This window comes from Alishewanella sp. BS5-314 (assembly GCF_025377695.1).
GTDB classification, from domain to species: domain Bacteria; phylum Pseudomonadota; class Gammaproteobacteria; order Enterobacterales; family Alteromonadaceae; genus Alishewanella; species Alishewanella aestuarii.
Genome location: NZ_JACEHJ010000002.1, coordinates 272,357 through 296,342, shown reverse-complemented (window position 1 = coordinate 296,342; position 23,986 = coordinate 272,357). Strand labels below are relative to the sequence as shown.

At 51.4% G+C, this 23,986-nt stretch carries 22 protein-coding genes; 8 read left to right on the top strand and 14 right to left on the bottom strand.

From position 1 onward, the window contains the following. Positions 1-77: 77 nt before the first annotated feature. From H1D31_RS05870 to H1D31_RS05820, 11 genes are all read right to left on the bottom strand, one after another. Complete coding sequence (locus H1D31_RS05870; RefSeq protein WP_261256896.1) at positions 78-2,009, bottom strand: flagellar hook-length control protein FliK; 1,932 nt, start codon at positions 2,007-2,009, stop codon at positions 78-80. A gap of 488 nt (positions 2,010-2,497) precedes the next feature. Then, positions 2,498-2,950 carry a flagellar export protein FliJ gene (gene fliJ, locus H1D31_RS05865; RefSeq protein WP_008609981.1) on the bottom strand — a complete coding sequence of 151 codons (453 nt, stop codon included), beginning with the start codon at positions 2,948-2,950 and terminating at the stop codon, positions 2,498-2,500. Further along, the gene (gene fliI, locus H1D31_RS05860; RefSeq protein WP_065954816.1) at positions 2,947-4,290 is read right to left on the bottom strand and encodes a flagellar protein export ATPase FliI; all 1,344 of its coding nucleotides are present in this window, start codon (positions 4,288-4,290) and stop codon (positions 2,947-2,949) included. Before fliI ends, fliJ begins: the two co-directional genes overlap by 4 nt. A 34-nt stretch (positions 4,291-4,324) precedes the next feature. Beyond that, positions 4,325-5,128 carry a flagellar assembly protein FliH gene (fliH, locus tag H1D31_RS05855; protein WP_261256891.1) on the bottom strand — a complete coding sequence of 268 codons (804 nt, stop codon included), beginning with the start codon at positions 5,126-5,128 and terminating at the stop codon, positions 4,325-4,327. A gap of 10 nt (positions 5,129-5,138) precedes the next feature. Further along, the gene (gene fliG / locus H1D31_RS05850) at positions 5,139-6,170 is read right to left on the bottom strand and encodes a flagellar motor switch protein FliG (protein ID WP_008609977.1); all 1,032 of its coding nucleotides are present in this window, start codon (positions 6,168-6,170) and stop codon (positions 5,139-5,141) included. Next, a complete protein-coding gene (fliF, locus tag H1D31_RS05845; RefSeq protein ID WP_409976775.1) occupies positions 6,163-7,863 on the bottom strand; it encodes a flagellar basal-body MS-ring/collar protein FliF in 1,701 nt (566 codons plus the stop codon). Before fliF ends, fliG begins: the two co-directional genes overlap by 8 nt. A 25-nt stretch (positions 7,864-7,888) precedes the next feature. Continuing rightward, complete coding sequence (gene fliE, locus H1D31_RS05840) at positions 7,889-8,227, bottom strand: flagellar hook-basal body complex protein FliE (protein WP_261256888.1); 339 nt, start codon at positions 8,225-8,227, stop codon at positions 7,889-7,891. Between the two features lie 50 nt (positions 8,228-8,277). Next, positions 8,278-9,624, bottom strand: a complete 1,347-nt coding sequence (locus H1D31_RS05835; protein WP_261256886.1) for a sigma-54-dependent transcriptional regulator — start codon at positions 9,622-9,624, stop codon at positions 8,278-8,280. Continuing rightward, positions 9,617-10,726 carry a sensor histidine kinase gene (locus H1D31_RS05830; protein WP_261256884.1) on the bottom strand — a complete coding sequence of 370 codons (1,110 nt, stop codon included), beginning with the start codon at positions 10,724-10,726 and terminating at the stop codon, positions 9,617-9,619. The genes H1D31_RS05835 and H1D31_RS05830 overlap by 8 nt, the downstream gene beginning before the upstream one ends. A gap of 180 nt (positions 10,727-10,906) precedes the next feature. Further along, the gene (locus H1D31_RS05825; RefSeq protein WP_261256882.1) at positions 10,907-12,397 is read right to left on the bottom strand and encodes a sigma-54 dependent transcriptional regulator; all 1,491 of its coding nucleotides are present in this window, start codon (positions 12,395-12,397) and stop codon (positions 10,907-10,909) included. A gap of 131 nt (positions 12,398-12,528) precedes the next feature. Next, a complete protein-coding gene (locus tag H1D31_RS05820) occupies positions 12,529-13,323 on the bottom strand; it encodes a flagellin (RefSeq protein WP_008609971.1) in 795 nt (264 codons plus the stop codon). A gap of 197 nt (positions 13,324-13,520) precedes the next feature. Between H1D31_RS05820 and pseB the strand changes: the two genes are divergently transcribed. From pseB to H1D31_RS05780, 8 genes are read left to right on the top strand one after another with little or no spacing between them, the layout of a single operon-like run. Next, the gene (gene pseB / locus H1D31_RS05815; RefSeq protein WP_261256880.1) at positions 13,521-14,522 is read left to right on the top strand and encodes a UDP-N-acetylglucosamine 4,6-dehydratase (inverting); all 1,002 of its coding nucleotides are present in this window, start codon (positions 13,521-13,523) and stop codon (positions 14,520-14,522) included. Then, entirely contained in the window at positions 14,519-15,682 is a 1,164-nt protein-coding gene (pseC, locus tag H1D31_RS05810; RefSeq protein ID WP_261256878.1) for a UDP-4-amino-4,6-dideoxy-N-acetyl-beta-L-altrosamine transaminase, read from the top strand. The genes pseB and pseC overlap by 4 nt, the downstream gene beginning before the upstream one ends. A 16-nt stretch (positions 15,683-15,698) precedes the next feature. Further along, positions 15,699-16,391, top strand: coding sequence for a pseudaminic acid cytidylyltransferase (gene pseF, locus H1D31_RS05805; RefSeq protein ID WP_261256875.1), 693 nt, complete (start codon positions 15,699-15,701; stop codon positions 16,389-16,391). Positions 16,392-16,394: 3 nt separating this feature from the next. Next, on the top strand, positions 16,395-17,441 hold the full coding sequence (gene pseG, locus H1D31_RS05800; RefSeq protein ID WP_261256874.1) for a UDP-2,4-diacetamido-2,4,6-trideoxy-beta-L-altropyranose hydrolase: 1,047 nt from the start codon (positions 16,395-16,397) through the stop codon (positions 17,439-17,441). Next, complete coding sequence (gene pseI / locus H1D31_RS05795; RefSeq protein WP_261256872.1) at positions 17,434-18,483, top strand: pseudaminic acid synthase; 1,050 nt, start codon at positions 17,434-17,436, stop codon at positions 18,481-18,483. Before pseG ends, pseI begins: the two co-directional genes overlap by 8 nt. Continuing rightward, complete coding sequence (locus H1D31_RS05790; protein ID WP_261256870.1) at positions 18,483-19,406, top strand: nucleoside-diphosphate sugar epimerase/dehydratase; 924 nt, start codon at positions 18,483-18,485, stop codon at positions 19,404-19,406. Before pseI ends, H1D31_RS05790 begins: the two co-directional genes overlap by 1 nt. After that, complete coding sequence (locus H1D31_RS05785; RefSeq protein WP_261256868.1) at positions 19,406-20,353, top strand: ATP-grasp domain-containing protein; 948 nt, start codon at positions 19,406-19,408, stop codon at positions 20,351-20,353. Before H1D31_RS05790 ends, H1D31_RS05785 begins: the two co-directional genes overlap by 1 nt. After that, positions 20,350-21,009, top strand: coding sequence for an HAD family hydrolase (locus tag H1D31_RS05780; RefSeq protein ID WP_261256866.1), 660 nt, complete (start codon positions 20,350-20,352; stop codon positions 21,007-21,009). The genes H1D31_RS05785 and H1D31_RS05780 overlap by 4 nt, the downstream gene beginning before the upstream one ends. 21 nt (positions 21,010-21,030) lie before the next feature. On the opposite strand, the gene H1D31_RS05775 is transcribed toward H1D31_RS05780, so the two are convergent. Genes H1D31_RS05775 through H1D31_RS05765 form a run of 3 tightly spaced genes read right to left on the bottom strand, consistent with a single transcriptional unit; the run spans position 21,031 to position 23,983 of the window. After that, positions 21,031-22,179: a glycosyltransferase gene (locus H1D31_RS05775; RefSeq protein WP_261256864.1), complete on the bottom strand. Its 1,149-nt coding sequence runs from the start codon at positions 22,177-22,179 to the stop codon at positions 21,031-21,033. After that, complete coding sequence (locus H1D31_RS05770) at positions 22,176-22,901, bottom strand: formyltransferase family protein (protein ID WP_261256863.1); 726 nt, start codon at positions 22,899-22,901, stop codon at positions 22,176-22,178. The genes H1D31_RS05775 and H1D31_RS05770 overlap by 4 nt, the downstream gene beginning before the upstream one ends. After that, positions 22,898-23,983 (bottom strand): DegT/DnrJ/EryC1/StrS family aminotransferase, encoded by a 1,086-nt coding sequence (locus tag H1D31_RS05765; RefSeq protein WP_261260073.1) that lies wholly within the window; start codon positions 23,981-23,983, stop codon positions 22,898-22,900. The genes H1D31_RS05770 and H1D31_RS05765 overlap by 4 nt, the downstream gene beginning before the upstream one ends. Positions 23,984-23,986 lie beyond the last annotated feature (3 nt).

Sequence of the window (23,986 nt, the reverse complement as noted above, 5' to 3'; positions counted from 1 at the left end):
CAGCCCCACTGTAAAGATGTTATTATGCTCACCGGCCCGAAACTTTGTAAATGAAAAGTCAGACAGTTGGCTGTTGCTTAAGCATAGTAGTCAACCAAACGCTCAGAAAGCTTAACCTGAATTTGCTGGGTCGGCATTGCGTCATCGCCTGTATCAGCCAATTCTGTGCCTTGCTGCTGCCCCTGACTATTCTGACCGGTTTGCTGGCGCTCTTGCTGCTGCACCTGGCCTTCTCCCAATTGGATCCCTTGTTGCTGTAACATTTCCCGTAAACGGGGCATTTGCTGCTCCAATAGTTCTTTTGCTGCTTGCTGCTGCACGATAAATTGCACTGATGCTTGTTCCTGCTGCAGATTTACCCGGATCTGCATCTGACCAAGCTCGGCAGGATCAAGCCGGATTTCGGCAACCTGAATATTTTGCCTGACCATTACATGCACCCGCTCACGCAGCTGCAAAGTGGCATCCTGCTGCTGCAGATTCAGTTGCTTTAATTTCGCACTCAGCTCTGGACTGGCAACCGGAGCATCCGCTTTCTGTTGCTGTATAAGCTGCTGCTCAAACCGGTTTTGTAATTGGGTCGTCGTTTCAGCTAAGTTGCCAGCTTGCACTTGCACTGCGCTGGCGCTGTTTGCGGCTAGCACGACTTCCAACCGACTAATCGGCGGCAAGGCTTTGTCTGAGCTGGTTTCCACTGGCGGAATCGCATCTGTCAGGCTGACGTTACGACCAGCACTGCGTTCGCGTGACGCTGTTTCGCTGTCAACTTTACTATGCCGCTCCGCTGTTCCCTTTGCTGCCGGCGAGGTTCCCGCAACACGGCTAACCGCAGCTTGCAGCGGCGCCGCAGACTGGCTGACAGCCTGAGGCGCTGCCGTAACAGCCAGCGCAGCGACCTCAGCTACGTCGTTAATAACAACAACCGGCTCAACCGCCGTTTTATCCACTGGCACTGTTGGATCCGCAACGGCTTTACTGCTACTCAACGGGGCTGTCTGCTGAGCCGCTTGGGACGGCAGCATCTGTTGCATCAGTTCAACAACTTCTTGCTCCGGCGCAAGCATCGCGGCAGAGGTAGTTTCCGGAGCTATCGCTGGCTGAAGTGGCGTCTGCGGCACAGCAGAAGTCGGCGTGCTGACTATCGCTTTATCAGCCTGACCGTCGGTAACGCCTGCAGCTTTGGCACTGACCACCGGCTGCATGATCGTACGTTTTAAATCAGCCGCTGCTTGCGTGACTACGGTTCGCTCCGACTTCGCCTGAAGTTGCAGCACGGGGTCGAGGTTGGCCTGAGCCGTTTCTTGCTCAACCTCGGTGCCTGATGGCTCAGTAGCCGACGCCGCTATAGCGGGCGCAGATATTACAGGCTCTGATAATTGCTGCGCCGTGCCAACTTTAGTTGTCGGGCTGCTACTGCTCTGTTGTCTTGTGGTGTCAAACTGCTGACTGAAAATTAACTCTGCTTGCTCTGCCGGTAATAATGGCGACTCTGGTACAGGCCCGATTTGCTGTTCAATTACCTGGTGCTGCATTAACTGCTGTTGGATCGCCATAAAACGCTTTTTATCCAACTGTGCACTGGTTTGGTTTGCCTGTTCAATTAAGCCCAACCAGGAAATAGCCGCCTGCTGTGCAACCGGCTCAGGTTCAACAGGCGGTAACGAAATTTCGGACCAGACGGCAATGTCCGCATCCGACAATTCTACTGGTATTGGTTCAGCAGCTGCTGCCACTGATTGCCCGGCCGGATCCGCTGCCACAACGGCTGGTACCGGTAGCGGAGTCAGCTCAGCTTCTGCAACGGGTTCAGGGGAGGCAAGCTGGCTGGGTACAGCGGCAACAGACTGCCGCTGCGGCAACTGTTGTTGTTGTTCGTCACTGAGCAAGCGGGCAAAAGTGGTTTCGCCGTTATAGCCAGCCTCCGCCGTAGTGGCAAAACCCGGCACTTCGCTAAATGCCAGCGACTCTGCCGGGTTTAACAGCATTGATATCTGCACACCTTGCGTCATAGAGATATACCTGTAATCCGTTGCTACTTGCGCCTGCGGTCAGTATTAGCTTGTGCACTGACTGACCTTGGGCTTTATTTGTTCGCCATCTTTGCGCTGCAAAAATGCTTGTCACAGTACTGCTGACAAATTACATTCAAAATTCGCGCCAGTTTTCAGTGACCCGGGGTAATGACATCGGCGCGCCAGCTCACGCTGTCGGTTTGACCCGCTGCCTCTGCTTAGGGCGTGTTGACGTTTACTGCTTGTTTTTGCAGCCGTTTGGCTGGTGTTTATACAAGGCAGAGCTTGTGATGTGTAGTTATTCTACATGAACAAGCGATAACGCAGTAGAAACGCCAGCCAAACGCTGCCCGGAGGGTTCGCGCTGGCGGCGCTTTGCTCTTTGTCACTCGTCACTTATTTAGAATGACTAAACTGCGCTCCTCGTTTCGCGATCAAAACGCCGCCAGTGCGAACAAAATCTAAGCAGCAAACGTCAACACGCCCTAGTCACTGTTTAGCAACAGCCGCTGCTGCATAAAGCGCTGCAGGGCATAATCATCTGCCAGTTTTTGTTGCTGCCGCTCCTGCGTCAGCTGTTCACGTTCAGCTGCTAACTGCAGCAATTTCTCTAATGCCTTACGTTTGGTTTGCATCTTCAACCAGCTTTGTTTGCGTTGTTCAGCTGCGTTTCGGCTTTGCTGTACCACCCGCGCTTGCTGGCTTAATGCCTCATCTAATTTGCTGATAAAAGCCAGAAACTGGTTATACTGCCTGCCGCCCAGCCCTATTGAGCCCTGCTGCTGGCTTTGTTGGATGTAGTCAGTGCGGTATTGCGCCAGCCCCTGATATTTTTGCTCGGCTTGCTGGTACATCTGTTGTGCCCGGACAAAGTTGGCCTGTAACTGTTCTTCGCGCTCTTTTTGTACTTTGATCAACAACGCTAGCTTACTGCTCATGTTCTACCCCGTTGATTCGGCGCCAGCTGGCTTAATGCACTGAGACAATCATCGTAAGGTACGACATCCTTCATCCCCTGTTGCAAGAACTGATTGATCCGCGGTAACAATTGGATCGCCAGATCCAACTGGGGATCACTACCGCGAACATAGGCGCCGATAGCAATCAGATCTTTACTTTGCTGATAGCTGGCATAGAGTTGCTTAATGCTACGCGCCAGTAACTGATGCTCTTCACTGGTAACGGCCGGCATCACCCGGCTAATTGACTTCTCAATATCGATGGCAGGAAAGTGTCCAGCGTCAGCAAGTTGCCGCGATAACACGATATGGCCATCCAGGATCGCCCGTGACGCGTCGGCAATCGGATCCTGTAAATCATCGCCTTCAGATAATACCGTGTAAAAGGCCGTAATTGAGCCCTGATGGCCGGAGCCGTTACCGGCCCGCTCCACCAGCGCCGGTAATTTGGCAAACACCGAGGGAGGGTAACCTTTGGTTGCCGGCGGCTCGCCAACAGCCAGAGCTATCTCACGCTGCGCCTGGGCATAGCGGGTAATTGAATCAATAAGTAACAAAACATCAAGCCCTTGGTCCCGGAAGTACTCCGCAACCTGAACCGCGGTTTCACAGCCTTTTAGCCGCATCAGCGGCGAAACATCTGCCGGCGCCGCCACGACCACAGCCCGGCTTTTACCGTCTTCGCCAAGGATCTCGTCGATAAACTCTTTCACCTCGCGGCCACGCTCACCGACCAGCCCGACCACGATAACATCTGCGGCAGTGCCGCGGGTCATCATGCCGAGCAGTACGCTCTTACCGACCCCTGAGCCGGCAAACAACCCCATCCGCTGGCCTTTTCCCACTGTCAGGATGGCATTGATAGTGCGGACGCCGACATCCAGCGGCTGTTTAATCGGACGCCGGTGTAAAGGGTTTATGGCTTTACCTTTGCCACTGCTAAACTGCGTCGCCGCGATGGGGCCTTTACCGTCCAGAGGTCTGCCAACACCGTCAATCACCCGCCCCAATAAGCTCATACTTAGAGGTACCCCTTTGTACTGCAGTAACGGAGTTACCCTGGCACCCGGTACCACGCCCTCGATATCCTCTTGCGGCATTAAAAACACTTTATCCTGTGCAAAGCCAACCACTTCAGCCAGCAGATCGCCACGGGCCCCTTCGACCAGACAAGCCTGACCAATAGCCGCGCTGCAGCCGGTGGCTTCCAGGGTCAAACCGACAACCCGCACCAAGCGACCGGATACCGCAGGCTTGCTGGATTGAATAAATTGATGTTGTTGCTGCAAAAACTGCTGCAGTTTAGCGGGTTCAGCCATCTTAGCTCACTGTCACAACGGCCGGAGGGCCTGATTAGTGTTCGTTATCGGCCTGATGCAGGAAGTGTTCCAGACTGCTGTTAATGCGTTGCGTCAAACTTCTGTCAACACTGGTTTTTTCAGCTTCGACCAGGCAACTACCGCGCTCAAGCAAGGGATCGGCCAGCAGTTGCCAGTGTTGGGCTTGTATTTGCTCGTCACTGTAATGACTACGGATAATGGCGAGATCATCAGGATGTAATTTAATCCGCATCAGTTCGGTTTTCAGTGGTAATGCAGCAGTTGCTTCCTGTATAGCCAATAGGATCACCTGCGGATTGGTCTTGACCTCGACCCCAATCACCGCCTTGGCCATTGCCAGGGCTAACTCCAGCAAGCTCTGCTCTACCTGTTGGTTCAAACCGGCCAATGGTTGTTGTAGCTGGTCCAGCAGCAAGGTCAGCTGGCCCAGTTTTTCATCAATTTCCGGTTGCACTGCCATCAGGCCTTGTTTCTTACCCTCAGCCAATCCCTGCGCCGTGCCATCCTGCAGACCTTGCAAACGACCATCCTGATAACCCTGACTAAAGCCTTCTTCCTTGCCCTGAGCGACGCCTTCCTCATACGCAGCCTGTCGGATCTGTTCAATCTCATCCGCAGTAAGTGGCTTGATTTCGCTGCTGTCTTCTTCCTGTGCTACCACTGACGAGGTCGGCCGTTTCAGGTTCAGTGCATTGGTGGTCTCATCCTGCTCCACCTCGGCAGTCAGATCCAGCGTCTGCCAGGCACGCAGCAGATCTTCGACCTCTGCGTCTGGTGAGAACGGTTTCTTGTAACGAAACGCATCTTGGTTATTCATTCAACTGACCTTAGAGGAATTCTTCACCGCCACCGCCACCAAGCATAATTTCACCGGCATCAGATAAGCGACGGGCAATCGACAGAATTTCTTTTTGTGCCGTTTCCACTTCGCTGACGCGAACTGGTCCCATGGCTTCCAGATCATCCTGTAACAGCTCGGCTGCGCGTTTCGACATGTTTTTGAAGATTTTCTCTTTCAGATTCTCGTCAGTGCCCTTCAGTGCTTTCATCAGCACATCTTGCTGCACTTCCCGCAGTATCGTTTGAATACCACGATCATCAACATCAATCAGGTTTTCAAACACAAACATCAGATCCTGAATTTGTTGTGCCATTTCCTCGTCATGCTCACGGATAGCATCCATCAGCTGACCTTCCAGGTTGGTATCCAGATAGTTCAGAATATCGGCAGCCGCTTTCAGGCCACCCATCTTCGCGGTCTGGGTACCGGCCTGACCAGCAAACTGTTTCTCCATAATTTCGTTTAATTCTTGTAACGCCGCCGGTTGTACCTCTTCCAGGTTGGCGATCCGCATCGTCAGATCCAGCCGCACCTTCTCCGGGAACTGGGATAGAATTTCGGCTGACTGCTCCGGTTCCAGATAGGATAAAACAATGGTTTGGATCTGCGGGTGCTCATTGCGGATAATATTGGCAACCTGTTTTGAATCCATCCACTTCAGCGAGTCCAGACCGCGGGCGCCACCGCCTAATACGATTTGGTCTATCAGATTAGCGGCTTTTTCCTCACCCAGCGCTGCTGTCAGAGCACGCTTGATAAATTCCTCGCTTTGGAAGCCAATGGTGCTGAAGTTCTGGATCTGCTCAATAAAGCGCCGGTGCACCGCGGCAATTTTGGCCTGATTCAGATCAGTGGTTTGTGCCATCGCCAAACCCACTTTCTGTACCTGCTTCGGCTCCAGATGTTTCAGGATCTGGGCAGCATCTTCTTCTGATAAGCTCAGCAGCAGGATGGCAGCTTTCTCAACACCGTCAAGCTTGCTGATATCAAATTCTTTAACGGCTTTTTTCTCACTCATCTTCAGCTAACCAGTTCTTGACGACCAAAGAGGACAGTTCAGGTTCATTGGCAACCAGAGCCCGCACTGCGCGTAACAAATCTTCATCACCATGTAAGTCAGGTAACATTAGGGTACCGTCCGGGGCAAAGCCCACCGCTTTATCGTCAAACACCGAGGCAGTGGCATCAAAATCATCGCCCAGATCCAAGCCCTGTGATAATGAATGCTCGTCATAAGTATCGCTGGTATCTGCCGGATTCATCAGTTTTTGCAGCATAGGTCTGACAATCGCCAACATAATCACGATCACCAGCAAACCACCGACTACGACCTTCACCACTTGCAGGAACCAGTCCTCCAGATAGAAAGGTGTACTGATATCGGCATCGACCGCTTCACGTACAAAGGGTACGGCAATAACTTCGATAGTATCACCACGCTGGGCGTCAAAGCCAACCCCACCTTGCAATAAACGCCGGATATTTTCCAGTTCCGCCTGGCTGCGGGGTGTCATTGCAACCGAGCCATCCTCAGCAGTAGCGGCTCTGTAATCGACCGCCACCGAGACACTAAGCCGGCGGATCACGCCGCTTTGTTGACTGGTATGGCTGATGGTGGTGTCCAGCTCAAAATTACGGGTCGCTTCACGACTATTCCGCCCTGGTACTACGGCTTGTGATGCCGTGCCTGTTGCTTGTTCAGGAATAACGGACGGCATCGGTGGTTGATTGGACAAGGCACCGGGAATACCACTGCTACCGCCTCCGACACTGTTTTCTTCAATAATCATTTCACTGCGCACTGCCGGCAGATCCGGGTTAAAGCGTTTTTGCGTTTGCTCTACGGCAGTAAAATCCATCACCAGATCAACTTGCGCGGTGTAGTTACCTACGCCCAGTACAGGCATCAGGATAGAGTCAACCTTCTGACGGTACTCGTCTTCACGGCTACGTTGGATCTCAAGTTCGCGGCGATTGCGGGCTGCGCTGCCATCTATAGAACCGGAATTTAATAAGCGGCCATTCTGATCGGTCACGGTGACACGGCTAGGTGCCAGCCCTTGTACCGCAGAGGCCACCAGATCAACAATCGCATCCACTTCGCTGTCACGGATCACCCGCCCCCCGCGCGCTGTTACCAGCACTGTTGCCGACGGTTGCGCCTGTTGGCGGGCAAATACATTTTCTTTTGGGATCGCCAGCAATACGCGAGCCCGGGCTACGCTTTGCAGCTCTTCGATGGTGCGGGCTAACTGTTGCTCGCGACTATGCTTTAAACGCTCCATTTCCAGCCGCTGACTAACGCCAAAGCCGCTGTCCTGCAATAAAAATTCTGTGCCCAAAGAAGGTTCATTACTCATACCGGCGCGGGATAAACTCAGTCGAACCTGTTGCAGCGTATTCTCCGGAACCAGAATGACGTTACCTTCCAGTTTGTATTTAAACTTCTGCGCATCCAGATGATCCAGCGTTTGGATTAATTCCTGGGTGCTATAGGTACCCAAGGGCCGCATTTCCGGCGCTCTGGCCCACAGGATAATCAGAATGGCAATCGCCAGACAGATCGTCAGCGCGATCACCAGCGTCATTTGCCGCATCAAGTCGCCACCGCTATTGAAGGCGCCCATGATACCGGTTTTCGGCTGTGCGGCCGGCTCCGGGTTAAAGTCGGTGTTGCTCAGCGCCAGCTCTGTTGATTGATTTTCTGCCACAATACGTCTCCTAACAGGCGCCTACTTAAACCGGCATCGACATGATTTCTTTGTAAGCTTCCACCAACTTGTTGCGAACCTGCACCGTGGCTTCAAAAGCTAACGAAGATTTTTGCGAGGCAATCATGGCCTGCGCCAGGGATACCCGGGGATCGCCCATCTCTACAGCGGTTGCCATACTGCGGCTTTGCTGTTGCAACACATTAACGTTACCCAGGGCATTTTTAAACAGGGTGGTGAAATCAGACTGACTGCTGTTCACCGGTGCAATATCCTGCACCGGCTTCGCTTCGGCGGGTAAGGCTCTGGCCTGGCTGACCATGGATTGCATTTGTGCGTATAACGCCTGACCTTTGATTTGCATAATAGTGCCTGTCAAAAATTTGCTGCTTCTGACAGGGACTAAAGCAAGGGTTATGCCACCTCTATACCATGCTCGCGCATTCTGGCCAGTTTATAGCGCAGGGTACGATCACTGATACCAAGCCGGGCCGCCGCCTCTTTACGTCTGTTGTCGCAGGCACGCAGTGTTGCCAATATCAGCTTGTGCTCCTGTTGATGCAGTTCGCTTTTAAAGTTGCTGTCGCTTGCGGGCAGCTCAGTATGGTCGTCAAGCGCAATGCTAGGCACAAAGGGCAGATCTTCCAGCAGAATATCGTGCTCGGTGACTTGCGGGCCAGTTTGCAGGATCAGCGCCCGCTGCATCACATTATCCAGTTCCCGGACATTGCCCGGCCAATGATAGCTGAGCAACCGCTGCTCTGCTGCCTGACTGAAAGCCGGTGTAACCTTGCCGTGCTGTTTGGCATACCGTGCCAATAAAGAACTGGCCAGTGGCAGAATATCGCCCGGCCGGGCCGCTAACGCAGGCCAGCCAAGTGGAAAAACATTTAACCGGTAGTAGAGGTCCTCGCGCAGTACGCCTTCAGCCACCGCCTGGCGCAGCTCCCGGTTACTGGTGGCTAGGATCCGTAAATCCAGTTTTAGTACCTTGCGACCACCAAGACGCTCAACCTCGCGCTCCTGCAACACCCGTAACAGTTTAGCCTGCAGGTTAAGCGGCATTTCTGTCACTTCATCCAGTAGCAAGGTGCCACCATTGGCTTGCTCAAACTTGCCGGGACACGCCTGCACTGCCCCGGTAAAGGCGCCTTTCTCATAGCCGAATAAGGTTGCTTCCAGCATATTTTCCGGAATCGCCGCACAGTTAATCGCGATAAAAGGCGCCTGACTACGACCGGATTGCTGATGGATATAACGCGCTAACACCTCTTTACCGGAGCCACTGGGGCCGGTAATCATCACGCTGGCATCACTTTTGGCAACCTTTTGCGCCAGTTGCAACAGCGCCAGGCTTTGCGGATCGGCCACTACCGGCTGCTGTGCACTCTGCGTTGCTGGCTGCACATAACGGCTAACCATAGCAACCAGCACTTCCGGCGAAAAGGGCTTCGCCAGATAGTCGATAGCCCCCAGGCGGATGGCCTCTACCGCATCCTGCACCCTGGCATAGGCTGTCATCAACAATACCGGCAACTGCGGGTATTGCTGCCGTAGTGTTTTCAGCAAACCTAAACCTGATACCGAGCCGAGCTGAACATCAGAAATAACCAACTGCACCTGCTGTTTTTGCAGTAGCAATAACGCTTCCTCGGCACTTGCCACGCTGAGCGGCGTAAAGCCGGCCAGCAGCAGGGTGTCGGTCAGGGCTTCGCGCAAGCCGTTGTCGTCTTCAACAATCAATAGATTAAGCTCAGACATAGGCAATCTCCTGTGCAGTCGGGATGAGATCGGCAGCCAGACAAGGTAAACGCAGCTCAAAACAAGCGCCGTTGAGTGTCCCTGCCGGCCGCTGTGCCGGTTTAAGATAGCTAATCTGGCCATGATGGCTTTGCAATACCGCCTGTACCACGGCCAGGCCCAGACCTGAGCCTCCGGCTTTCTGACTGAAAAAGGGCTCAAAGATTTGCGGCAGAATCGCATCCGAGATCCCTGGCCCGTTATCGCTGAGCAGCAACGTCAGCTCGGTTCCCCGCAGCCGAGTCTCGATGCGGAACAGGCAAGGTTCAGTGCAGGCCTGCAAGCTGTTTTGTAACAGATTAAGCAGGGCTTCACACAGGGTTTGCGTATTCCCCAGCAACTGCACCTCAGTGTCTGGAGCTGTCAGCTGCAGCCTGGCATGGTGCTGCATCAATAGGGTTTCGCTACGTTCCTGAAACAGCTGTAGCAAAGCGCTCAGCTGCAACGGCTGCACCGCCTGGGCACTGCCAGAGCGGGCAAACAGCAGCATATCGTTTACCTGCTGCTCTAACTCCTGCAGCCGTAACACCAGCTTCTGCTGAAACTGGCCACGTTGTGCCGCGGCCAGTTTACTGTTAGTCAGATTTTCGGCATACAGCATTGCTGAGGATAAAGGGGTACGGATCTGGTGTGCCAACGTGGCCATCATCTTGCCGAGCGTCGATAAGCGCTGTAAATGATGCAGCCGGTGCTGCAGAGCCCGGGTCTCGGTTAAATCCGTCATAACAATAAGTTGCCCGGGCTCCGGGTGTAGTGCGCTGATGGCGATCTTTAAGCGCCGGCCATCCTTTAGCGATACCTCCAAACCATCGTCAGAGCGGGGTTGAAATACCCGACCAATCACCTGTAACCAGCTCTGCCCCAACAAGGGTTCGCCTAACATGCTACAGGCCTGAGGATTCGCTTCGGCAACCCGACCTTTGGCATCGAGGATAATGACGCCAGAGGGTAAGGCGCGCAGAATATGTTCCAGCCGGGCAGCGTTTGATATGACCAACGGCTGGGTCTGGCCAGCCGATGGCACAGCGTCTGCCTTGGCAACAGTACAAACAGGATCTGACATAACACAACATACTCTCTAGCCTTGCATAACGACTGTATATGCAGAGAGCATGCCAAGCATAAGGCATTAATTATTAATAGATATTTAGAGTCAAAAAAACGTCAGCCGTGATTTGCCTATTAGGGCGTGTTGACGTTTGCTGATTAGATTTTGTTCACACTGGACACCGGAGCTGCGGCGTTACTCCTCTTTACCGAGGTTATACTTGCGCATTTTTTCGACTAGGGTAGTACGACGCAAACCGAGAATTTCAGCAGCTCTGGCCACAATATAATCATGGCGCTCTAACGCCTGTGATATAAACCGCACCTCAAGCTCAGATAAAAACTCTTTTAAATCCAAACCGTCGGCGGGCAGATCCTGCATTACCGGCTGGGCATAACTTTGCGCAAAAATCAGTTGTAGCTCGGCGCTTTCAGTTTGCTCGGCAATGTCATGGTCAATATCAGGCTCGGGTTCAGGGCTTTGGAACAGTGAATTCAGTAAATCCCGCTCTTGCAGTGCTTCCGGATACACCGGTTGATAGGAATCGACTTCCAAATGCTGATATTTTTTCGGCAATTCAGCCACATCCACCACCTGATCCGGATACATGATCACCAGCCGCTCCAGCAGGTTGGCAAGTTCACGCACGTTACCGGGCCAGCTATGTAACTTCAGGCTTTCAATAGCACGCTCGGTAAATTTCACCCGGGCCTGATGTGCCTGATATTGCCGGTTCAATAGTTCGTTAATCAGCAGCGGCAAGTCATCAGCGCGCTCACTAAGTGCCGGTGTTTCAATCGGAAAGACATTCAGCCGATAATACAGATCTTCGCGAAAACTGCCATCACCGATCATCGTTTCCAGATCGCGGTGAGTGGCGGCAATAATTCTGACATCCGCCTTGATAGTCTGAGCGCCCCCTACCCGTTCAAAAATACGCTCCTGCAACACGCGCAGTAATTTTACCTGCATCGGCTGCGGCATATCGCCAATTTCATCTAAAAACAGGGTGCCGCCCTGCGCCAATTCGAAACGGCCTTTGCGGGTAGAAATCGCACCGGTAAAGGCCCCTTTTTCATGGCCAAACAGTTCGCTTTCTAACAACTCCGCCGGTATAGCACCACAGTTAATCGGCACAAAGGGCCCGCTGGCGCGGTTCGACAATAAATGAATATTGCGCGCTACCACTTCTTTACCGGTACCGGAGGGGCCGAGCACCAGCACATTGGCCTCGGTTTTCGCTACTTGCTGAATTAAGAACCGCACTTTTTGCATCGCGGCAGTCTGCCCCACCATGCCATCAAACTTCGCCAGTAATTCCGGTTGTTTATGGGTGGGGAGCAGGCGGTGATATTGCTGGGCATCGCGCAGTAGCTGTGTCAGGCTGCTGTAAACAAAGGGCTCGCTTAATACGCCAACCACATTGGCATGCTCGAGCAGATAAGACAGGGCGTCGCCAATCACCAGAAACGCCGAGGCCGGAAATTGCCGGACCAGCACCGCGGGTTCAACCACACCTGTCGCTCCCAATATCACTACGGACTCAGGCTGTTGCTGCAATTTATCCTGTAAAGTATCGGCGCCGAGCAACTGATGCGGTTCGGTCACAAAGCTCAGTACAGTAGATAAACGTTCAGCCCGTTGTGGCTGTAAATCAAAGATATATAGCGGTGGTGTGAGAGACATAACAGCGCGATTTTTCTGATTATTTATTTTCATTGTACAAGCTAAGCGCTGGCTTGCAAGGTAAAATGCTGGTTTTTTGACGCTTACGCTTAATCGACGTCAAAAAACCAGCAGGTAACGCGGTGCTGAAACTAGCTTAGTAAGGATAACGCTCGCTCAGAGGAAATGCGGGCTTGCATGGCCACATTGATTGAGCTTTGGGTCAGAATATTGGCTGCCGCTCTGTCACTGCTGGCGCGGGCATAATCCAGATCAGCAATCCGGCTGCGGGCAGCAGATTCGGCAACCTGCTGCCCTGATGAGTTACGGGCGGCGGCGGCAAAACGATTCGCTTCCGCTCCTGCCTCTGCCTGCAAAGCACCGATAAAATCGCGAGCCTGCTCAATGCGCCCCAGCGCCTGGGCGGCCCCCGCCGGATTAGTCAGGTCGAGATTAAAGGCATTTTGGCTTTGCAAGGCCGTGCCCAAATCAGTAGTGGTTAAACTCAATGCCCCGTTACCAGATTCGAAATTGATACTGGCATCGGCACCGAAGAGCTTTTTACCAGCAAACTCCGTGTTATCAATAATTTGTCGGGCGTTATCCAACAACCCGTTGGCTTCCTTTTGTAGCGCCTGCCGCTCCTGGGTGCCGTAAATACCGTTTCCTGCGGCGACAGCCAGCCGGCCAAGCTCGGCAAAGTTATCGTTAACCCCTTGCAATGCCTGTTCATAAACCCGGGATAACGAGATACCATCATACAGATTGCGTTCGCCCTGAGCTTTGGCGTTAATACTGCTGCTAAGCTGGTTGGCAATCTGCAAACCGGCGGCATCATCAGCCGCACTGTTTATCCGCCGACCATTAGCCAGCTTCTTTAACAAATTTTCCTGCTGCAGTTGTGCCTGATTTAGCGTATTCAGACCCGTTGAGGTATTAAGTTTCATTGGCCATGCCCCGCGCTCTGTGTTTAACCTTAAGTATAGTCAATCACCACAGCGGCGACCAGCGCTGTATGAAATATCAACGACAAAAGTAATTGCAGCTTGATTTTACTGACACTTTTATTGGTTTCGGCATAATTTATGCTATCGTTCAGTTAACAGAGGATGGCAGCGCCAACAGCCACGTTAGAGGGCGGACTATGTTTGATAATAAAACGATACTGATTACCGGCGGCACCGGTTCCTTCGGACATAAATACACTGCGACCTTGCTGGCCCGCTACAAACCGAAAAAAATCATTATTTTCTCCCGCGATGAGCTTAAGCAGTATGAAATGCAGCAAAAGTATCATGAACGCTGTATGCGCTACTTTATCGGAGATGTGCGGGATCCTGAACGTTTACGCCGCGCAATGCATGGTGTTGATTATGTGATCCATGCGGCAGCACTAAAGCAAGTACCTGCCGCGGAATATAATCCAATGGAGTGCATTAAAACTAATATTAATGGTGCGGAAAACGTGATTAATGCTGCTATCGATTGTAATGTGGATAAAGTCATTGCTTTGTCTACAGACAAAGCAGCGAATCCGGTAAATCTATATGGCGCAACCAAACTCGCCTCAGACAAATTATTTATCGCCGCAAACAACATGGTTGGTAGCAGTAAGCCCCGATTTTCGGTAGTACGCTATGGTAATGTCGTCGGTTCGCGTGGATCAGTCGTCCCGCTATTCAAACAATTGCTACAAAATGGTACTGACCATTTGCCCCTGACGCATCAGGATATGACCCGGTTTTGGATTACTCTGCAACAAGGCGTCGATTTTGTGTTGAAAAATTTCGAAAGAATGTTGGGTGGCGAGATCTTCGTACCGAAAATTCCTTCGATACGGATCAGTGATCTGGCGACTGCCATGGCTCCGGGATTACCACAAAAGATCATTGGCATTCGCCCCGGTGAAAAACTGCATGAAATGATGTGCCCAGGTGATATGTCTTACCATACGTTTGAATATGCTGATCATTTTTTGATAGCGCCGGCGATAAAATTTTTCCAGCGTAGTAACGACTTTACCATTAACGCCGTGGGTGAAAAAGGTCAACCCGTGGTACCGGGTTTTGAATATGTCTCGGATCTGAATCCTCATTTTTTGAGCGTTGAAGAAATACGCCAGTTCAATCAGGACGCTGAATTATGATCCCCTACGGCAGACAGTTGTTGGATCAGGACGACTATGACGCCGTACTGCAAGTTTTACAGTCACACTGGTTGACGCAAGGTCCTGCTGTGCCGGCGTTTGAGCAGGCTGTCGCCGCAGCTTGCCAGGCACCTTTTGCCGTTGCAATGAATAGTGCAACCTCTGCGTTACACCTGGCCTGTCTGGCTTTGGGTGTGGGTCCTGGTGACCAGGTCTGGACTTCGCCTAATTCTTTCGTCGCATCCGCCAACTGTGCCCGCTATTGCCATGCCGATGTCGATTTTGTGGATATCGAACCAGAAACCGGTAACCTTTGCACTACGGCATTAGCCATCAAATTACGCCAGGCTGCTGCACAAAATCGTCTACCCAAGGTGGTGATCCCAGTGCATTTTGCCGGTCAGCCTTGTGATATGGTACAGATCGCCGAACTAGCCGCCGAATATGGCTTTTCCGTTATCGAAGATGCCTCACATGCCATAGGTGCGCATTATCAGCAACAGGCGGTGGGTAAAGGCATGTTTTCTGATATCACAGTCTTTAGTTTTCACCCGGTAAAAATTATTACGGCTGCAGAGGGCGGCATGGCTCTAACCCGGGATCCGGTGCTGGCCCGCAAATTACAGCTGTTACGCAGTCACGGAATTACTTCTGATGCGGCGGAACTAACCGAACCCAGCCATGGCCCCTGGTACTATCAGCAGCAAATCCTGGGCTTTAATTACCGAATGACCGATCTGCAGGCTGCGCTAGGCTTGAGTCAGCTGCGCAAACTCAGTACCTTTGTTAGCGAGCGTAATCAACTCGCGACCTTTTATGATAGCCAGTTCGCCGGTCATACCAACATTGTGCCACTGCACGTCAAGTCCGACAGACACAGCAGCTATCACCTATATGTGGTCAGACTAAAAGGATTGAGTCGACAACAACATAAAGCCTGTGTTGAATTTCTCCGAGGCAAGGGGATCGTCGGACACCTGCATTATATTCCAATCTATTTACAGCCTTACTATCAGCAACTCGGTTTTCACCCCGGGTATTGTCCGAACGCCGAACATTATTACGCTGAAGCGGTGACTCTGCCACTGTTTCCCGGGCTGAAAACGAGTGAGCAGCAATATGTCGTTGCTACACTTAATGCCTTTGTTAGCTCTATTTGAATCATGCGGACACGCTATGAATATTGCAATTATCCCGGCCAGGGGCGGTAGTAAAAGGATACCCCGTAAGAATATCCGTATTTTTTGCGGTAAGCCGATGCTTGCTTATCCCATTGCAGCAGCATTAGCCAGCGGTGTTATCGATAAGGTTGTGGTATCTACGGATGATCCCGAGATCGCAGAGGTCGCACTGCAGTATGGTGCAGAGGTACCTTTTATGCGTCCGGCACAACTGGCAGATGATCTCACCGGAACCAGCCCGGTGATCCGCCACACGCTGACTAAGCTACAGCAACTGGGTTGGGAACTTGATTATTGTGCCTGTATCTATGCTACTACCCCTCTGCTAAACAGCGACATCATTCGTCGACTTCACGAGCAGCTGAGTGCCGAAGCTGTCGATTATGTATTTACTGCCGCACGCTTCTCCTTCCCGATCCAACGGGCGATTCTGCAAACGCCATCCGGTGGCATCACCCCTTTTGACCCTGTAGCTATTACGATGCGCTCACAGGATCTACCGGCAGCCTTTCACGATGCCGGTCAACTCTACTGGGCGAAAGCCAGTACCTGGTTAGACAGCAGCAAAAAAATATTCGCTGAAAACTCGCGCATGCATGTACTACCACACCATCTGGTACAGGATATCGATACGCCGGAAGACTGGACCCGCGCCGAACTCTTGTATCGTTTATTGCAAACAGGCTAGCCGATGCGAGGACTGATTCGGGTCGATGCTTCGCTGCGCCTGGGCAGCGGCCACCTCATGCGCTGTCTGACATTAGCCAAAGCTCTGCGGCAACAAGGCTTCCAGTTAGATTTTATCTGTCGTGATGCCCCCGGGGATCTGCATGCCCTGGTCCTCAACGAAGGCTTTACATTATTGCGCCTGCCGTTGCTGCCAGAACAGACAAAGATGGATGAACAGAGCGACGCGGCCCAATCTCTTGCCTTGCTCGACCAGCATTATGATTTGCTGATCGTGGATCATTATCAGCTGGCAGCCGCTTACTGTTCATTGTTGCGGCAGCGTTGTCGAGTTATTTTGCAAATTGATGATTTGGCAAACCGTCAACTGGACTGTGACCTGCTATTAGACCAAAATTTATTACCTGACAGCGCCAGTCGCTATCTGCCTTACCTGCCCCGTCATTGCCAGACCATGCTCGGCCCCGCTTTCGCGCTACTTAGAGACGAGTTTTATCTGTCATCAGAGACTAAACGAGAGCATTTGCTGATTGGGTTTGGCGGTAGCGATGAACAAAACCTGACTAGCATGGCAATTTTAGCATTAACAAGGTTAAAGCTTTCCGATTTAGCTGCCGATATTGTAATAGGTGCAAATAATCCGTGGCGCGCTGAGGTTACGCAGTTAGTCAGCAGCCTGCCCAATGCACAGCTCCACGTGCAGTGCGATTATATGGCAAAACTTATGCGCCGGGCCAGACTCATGCTCGGCAGCGGTGGTAGCAGCCATTGGGAAAGGTGTATTTGTCACTTACCGGGATTGATCGTTACCGTTGCGGAAAATCAGCAGGCCACAACGGCCTATTTGGATCAACTTGGTGCCTGTATCTGGCTGGGGCAGGCTGCTGACATGACAGTTGAGGGTTTTGCAGAACAGCTTAACGACTCCCTGTCACAGCCAGATCGGTTAACTAAAATGGCACAGATCGCGGGTAGCCTGGTGCCAGCCAACGCTGGTACACCAGCAGTGGTCCAGAAAATTATCACCCGCTTACGAGGTAAAGATGTCTGACATTGTCATTGGTAATATTGTCATAGGCCCGACGCATAAACCGCTGATTATCGCAGAAATGTCGGGGAATCATGGTCAATCGTTACAAAAGGCGCTGGCGTTAGTTGATGCCGCTGCGGCTGCTGGGGCCCAGGCGTTAAAGCTGCAAACCTACACTCCGGACACTATCACCCTGGATGTTCACGAACGGGAATTTTTCATCGCTGACTCCGACAGCCTGTGGCAGGGTAACTCGCTATATAATCTATACCAGCAGGCTATGACTCCCTGGGAGTGGCACCAACCCATTTTTGATTATGCCCGCAGCAAAGGATTGTTAGCCTTTAGTACCCCCTTTGATTTGAGTGCGGTAGATTTTCTGGAGTCACTGCATGTCCCCTGCTATAAGATTGCCTCGTTTGAGAATGTTGATCATGGTTTGTTGGCTGCAGTAGCGCGTACAGGTAAGCCTGTAATTATGTCGACCGGTATGGCGACACAAGCCGAACTTGCAGACTCCGTACAGGTATTGCGCGACCATGGCTGCCGGGACTTGATTTTGCTGAAATGTACCAGTAACTACCCTGCCCGCCCTTTGGATGCGAACTTACTCACCATTCCTCATTTGGCTGCCTTATTTGATTGTCAGGTTGGTCTTTCCGACCATACTCCCGGTGTTGGCGTTGCCGTGGCAGCGGTCGCACTGGGAGCGACAGTGGTTGAAAAACACTTTGTGCTGGATCGAAATGGTGGCGAGGTCGATGCTGAGTTTTCTCTGGAACCGGCCGAGCTGAAATTGCTGGTTGAAGAAACCGCCCGTGCTCATGATGCGCTCGGTAAAGTGCACTATGGTTGTACCGAAAACGAGGTGGCGTCGCGACGTCATCGTCGCTCCTTATATCTTGCTCAGGATCTGCCCGCAGGTACGATCCTAACTACCGAGAATTTACGCTCTGTGCGGCCGGGTCTGGGTTTAGCACCTAAATATTTGCCCTTGTTACTGGGCAAAGTGCTGAAACGTGCAGTATCCAAGGGCACACCGATGAGCTGGGAGTTAATCTGATGTCAGATCCTGCTGCAGTCATCTTGTTTGGCGCCAGTAAAGCGGGGGAATTTTTTCTGCAGCAAAATCCGGAGCTCGAAGTTATTGCCATTCTGGATAATGATCCGGCGCGTCAGGGAGGCCAGCTGCATGGTGTACCAGTGATAGCTCCAGCGCAACTACCCGGCTTGTCATATGCTAAAATTATTATTACCAGCCAGTGGATTGACGCTATCAGTGCCCAGTTAACGGCGCTGGGCGTACCGGCAGATAAGATTACGGTGCCCGCCAAACAGCAACTGAAAGCCACTAAGCCTTTTATGCATATGGCAACGTTAAAACTGGCCCACCAACTGTTACAGCGCCTGAACAGCTATCTACAGCAGCACGGGATCCGCCCCTGTCTCGATTCCGGCACCTTACTTGGTATCATCCGCGAGCAAGCCTTAATCCGTTGGGACGATGATATTGACCTGGCTATTGATGATACCGAGTTTGATGCTTTACTGCGGCTGATGCCAGATTTTTTTCCGCAGCTGCCTGAGCAGGAGCAACTGGATTGGCAAATGGTTGTCCTGACTATTGATCAGGTAGACGCCTGTATCAATCTGGAGTTTACTCCTAAAGCAGGTAGCGAACTGCTGCCATTCGATCTGAGCCTTCAGCGCCGGCAAATCAGGGGAGAAAACTCAGAGCTGCTATCGTCAGCCGGGTTATTTTTTGCACCCGCACGTCATTTTGCCCGTTATGAACAGGTGCATTTTCTGGGGCAGACATTTTATGTACCCAGTGATCCGGCTGGTTTTCTCGAATTTATGTATGGCAACTGGCAACAACCCGTACAGGAAACACGGATCACCGAATATCAAAACCGCAGATCGCAGCTACCGGTAACGCAAATGCAAGTCAGAGTTCAGAAACGTTTGCTTGGCAGGACAGCCTGATGCGGGTGATGCTGAGTAGCTCAGGCGCTAAGGTACCGCTATTACAGGCTCTGCGAAGTGCTGCCAGGCGGCTGGATGCTCAGGCGCAACTGGTTGCGGCTGATCTGGCATCACCTGTGGTCAGCCAATACTTTGCAGACACGTTCTGGCAAATGCCGCCCTGTCAGGAACACTATCTGCCAGAGATTATTGCGGGTTTACAGCAGTTTCAGATTAGCCATATCTTACCCAGCCGTGATGGCGAGCTGATGTTTTGGTCTGGTCTGAAGGCGCATCTGGCTAGTCTGGGGATCAAGGTATTGGTCGCCCCACAAAACAGTATCCAACGCTGTCTCGATAAACAGCTGTTTGCCGACTTTTTGGGTCAGTTAGCCCTGCCGGCAATCCCGGTTTATGCAAGCCTGCCCGGTACCGCCGCTGAATCAACGCTCTGGGTGGTAAAAGAGCGCTTTGGTGCCGGCAGCCAGAGTCTCGGGCTGGCGTTAGAGCCTGAAGCCGCACTACGTCACGCCGCGAGGCTGACCGCTCCCATTTTTCAACCCTATATCAGTGGCCGGGAAGTTAGTATTGATGCCTGGCTAAATAATCAAGGGCGGCTGAAGGCCCATATTTACCGTTATCGTATCAAAATCGAGCATGGTGAATCCCAAATCACTCAAACCGTGGCGTTACCACAGTACGACCAGCAGATCAGCGATGTTTTACAGGCACTGCAGTTAACAGGCCCGGTCGTACTGCAAGCCATCATCGATGAGCAGCAACAACTACACCTGATCGAATGTAACAGCCGTTTTGGCGGTGCCTCGACTTTGGGCATTGCCGCCGGAGTAGACAGCCTGTACTGGAGTCTGGCAGAAAGCTGTGGGCAAGATATCAATGCCATCCCCTTTCATCCTGCATCAGCACCTCTGACGCAGGTTCGATTTGCCGGAGATCATTATCTGTGATCTATATCTTTGATTTAGACGATACCTTGTACGACGAGCGTCAGTATGTTGATAGCGGCTTACGTGCCGTTGCGCGTTTTGTCGCTAACCGCTGGCAGCTTGACGAGGATATCAGCTACCAAACTATGCAGCAGTTATTGGACTCCAGAGGCCGTGGTCGTATTTTCGACGACTTACTAGCGGCACATGGGCTCGCTACCAAAGCAAATGTCAAAGCCTGCGTAAGTTGCTACCGTCTGCATCAGCCACAAATCACTATGCCGGCTGTACATCATCAATTATTGCAACAATTGCCCAAGCCGCTTTATCTGGTGACCGATGGCAATAAGATCGTACAGCAGAAAAAAGTCCAGGCCTTGGGAATTGCGCATTACTTTAAGCGCATTTTTATTACTCACCGTTTTGGCGTCAAACACGCCAAACCCTCAACGTACTGTTTCGAGTTGATCAAAAAAGCAGAGCAATGTGAGTGGCCAGATATGGCGTATATTGGTGATAACCCGGCGAAAGACTTCGTCAATCTGAATACACTGGGTATGTATACGCTAAGAGTCTTGACCGGAGTGCATCGTCATAGTCTCGCCAAACCAGGTTATGATGCCGGGAAACATCTGGCGTCTATCACTGAACTACTCTCCGGACTACAAAGCCGTTAAAAGCGGTGAATACTGGCCGAATTAGCGCTGTGATGTATACCGCTTGAGCGTCTGTTGAATAATGGTATAGAGCTTTTCACCCAATTGTTGCTGGTTGGCGTTGCCTCTGCGAAGCAAGGTATCAACGGCTGGGCGAGGTTTGGGATTGAGCCACGCTTGGAGCGCTGTCGTTAATGCAGCTGCATCGCCTGCTTTAAAAAAACTCAGATCTTCAGCAACCACTTCCTGATTCACTTTGATATCCGACAAAACTACCGGTACGCCAACAGAGACAGCGTCATATACAGCGCCGCCACCAGGCCCACCTTCAAACCGTGTTGGCTGTATTAATGCCAGCGCACCGCTTAGCAAGGCGATCTGGTCCCGCTTCGGAATATGCCCCAATAATACTAATTGGCTGCGAATACCAAGTTCCTCAGCTAACTGGAGTAATTCGTTAAAATAGCCAGGGCGACGATAATCATCCATCGCACCAGTACATACCAGTTGTAGATCCGGCTGTGCTAACGCAGCAAAGGCTATAAAGGCCGTTCGATGATCTTTATGCAACCAGAATTGATTACAAAGCATAAAATAGCGGGAACCTACAGAATATTGTGCCTGTGTTTGCGCCGGGTCCAGTGCCAACCACTCCGGTAATGGATGCGGTGAGTATGGTAACGAGAAAATACGTTCGGCATTAACCCAGGGATAAAACTGTAAGATATCAGCTTTGACCGCATCTGAATTGACTAGCATCGTTTTGCAGTCACGCAATCTGGCAGCAAATGCTGTTTCACGGGCAAAACATTCATGTTCCGTAAAGTGATGAAACAGGTATTTGTGTTGAAAGTCAGGGATATAGCTTACCCAGGGTAGCGGAAAGTTCGCACCAAGATCAGCATTTACCGGCAGCACTATGTCTATTTGGTGTTGGCTCAATAGTAGCGCAAGGTCAGTCTGAACAGACTGATAAACAAAGGTTGTCAGTGATAGACAACGGCTTTGCGAGAGATAGTCCCGAAACTGCAGATAACTTTCAGATTCAGCCAGTCCACGCTGAACAGCGATAGAAACTTCCAACTGATATTGAACACTAACGCTCGATAAACCATTTACAATATGCCGCAGGAAGTCAAAGCCACCGCCCCAATTAAAATGTTCAGGCAATAATGCAACGCGCAGCGTCATAATGCTTCCTTATGTTTTAAAGCTAAAAAATCTGAGTAGGTCAGAATATCCTCGCCACCATAGCGAGCAGGAGGGTATGGCGGAAAAGTCATAGCACGGATAAAGCGCTGCACCTCAGCTGCAGACCAGTCGGCCTGGATCTCACCATTATAAGGACAACCCCGGCGATAATAGCGGCCACCAGACGGTTGCGGAGTACCTTGAGCGTCTGAGAGTACGAGCCTGATTACTTCGGGCAGGAGTTTAAGGGCTTCAAACATCACCCTATAATATAAGGTTCCCTGAGTATCCCAATCGAATACCGGCATAGCTTGCTGTAACAGGATGTTACCAGTATCTATGCCATTGTCGATATAGTGGTAACTAAATCCGACCTCTGATTCATTATTTATTAGAGCCCAGGTCAGACTACTGCAGCCGCGATAATCGGGTAATAACGAGGGATGCAGGTTGATCGCTTTATGCCGGCAGCTTTGCAACACACCGGGGTTAATCAAGTAACGGTAATAAATACTGATTATTAAGTCCGGGGTAAAAGGTAGGTTACTACTATCAATGATTTCGGTGCTGTAACGGATCGCCCTTTGCTGACAAAGGGCTTTTAGACACGGAATATGGAAAGGTGCATCGTGGGTATAAACAAAGATTTCTGACGCCAGCGACAATAGCTGTTCAAGTGCATGACAGCCTGCCCAATGATAACCACAAAGTACGACTTTCATCTGTAAAACGTCCGAATTGCCGTACTGATCCGCTGTAGCATTTCATCAGTCATCCCTGGCCAACTCGGCAAATTCATCCCTCTGCCGGCGATCCACTCTGTAACCGGCAAACTCTGCTTATCAATTGCGTACATCGGCATTTGATGCACCGGATTGAACAGTGGTCTGGTTTCAACACCCTCGTTCCACAAGTGCTGGCGCAGGGCATCCCGTTCAGCTGCGTCACCAGTCAAAATAGAAAACATCCACCAACTATGAGTTATACCGGCTTTTACCTGCTGAAAAGTCAAAGGCAGATCCGCTAAAAGCTGCTGATAACGGTGTGCGAGTGCTTGTTTTTTTGAAATAAATAACGGGGCCCGCTCCAGTTGTGCCAGACCAATGGCGGCACAGATATTGGTCATCCGGTAATTATAACCAATGATGTCATGCCAATACTCCCGCCCGGACATTAGCCCCTGGCCTTTTAGATGCCGAATTTTAGCATCCAATTCAGGGCACTGGGTAACAACCATCCCACCTTCACCCGTGGTGACAGTTTTATTACCAAAGAAACTATAGGTGGCCACATCTGAAAAAGTGCCAACATGCTGGCCGTCAATTTGGGTACCAAACGCCTCTGCACAGTCTTCAATCAAATATAACCGATACTGACGAGCCAACTGCTGTAGTGCTGGCATATCGCAGGGATGCCCATAGATATGCACAGCCATAATGGCCTTGGTATTTTTATTAAACAACGCTCTAAGTTGGCTAACGTCTAGTTGCCAACTGGCAGGTTCAATATCGACAAATACCGGCGTTGCCCCGACATAACGGATGGCGTTAACCGATGCAATATAGGTAAAGCTCGGTACTATCACCTCGTCACCAGGCCCGATCCCCAGTGCTAATAACGCCAAATGTAATGCTACGGTGCCGTTCGCAACGGACGCCGCATATTTCGTTTGCGTATAGTCGGCAAAAGACTGTTCAAAATCGGTAACAAAACGTCCCTTGGAGGAAATCCATGAGCTATCGAGACACTCATTAACATAGCGTTTCTCATTGCCTGATAAATCAGGCTGATAAACCGGAATCATTGA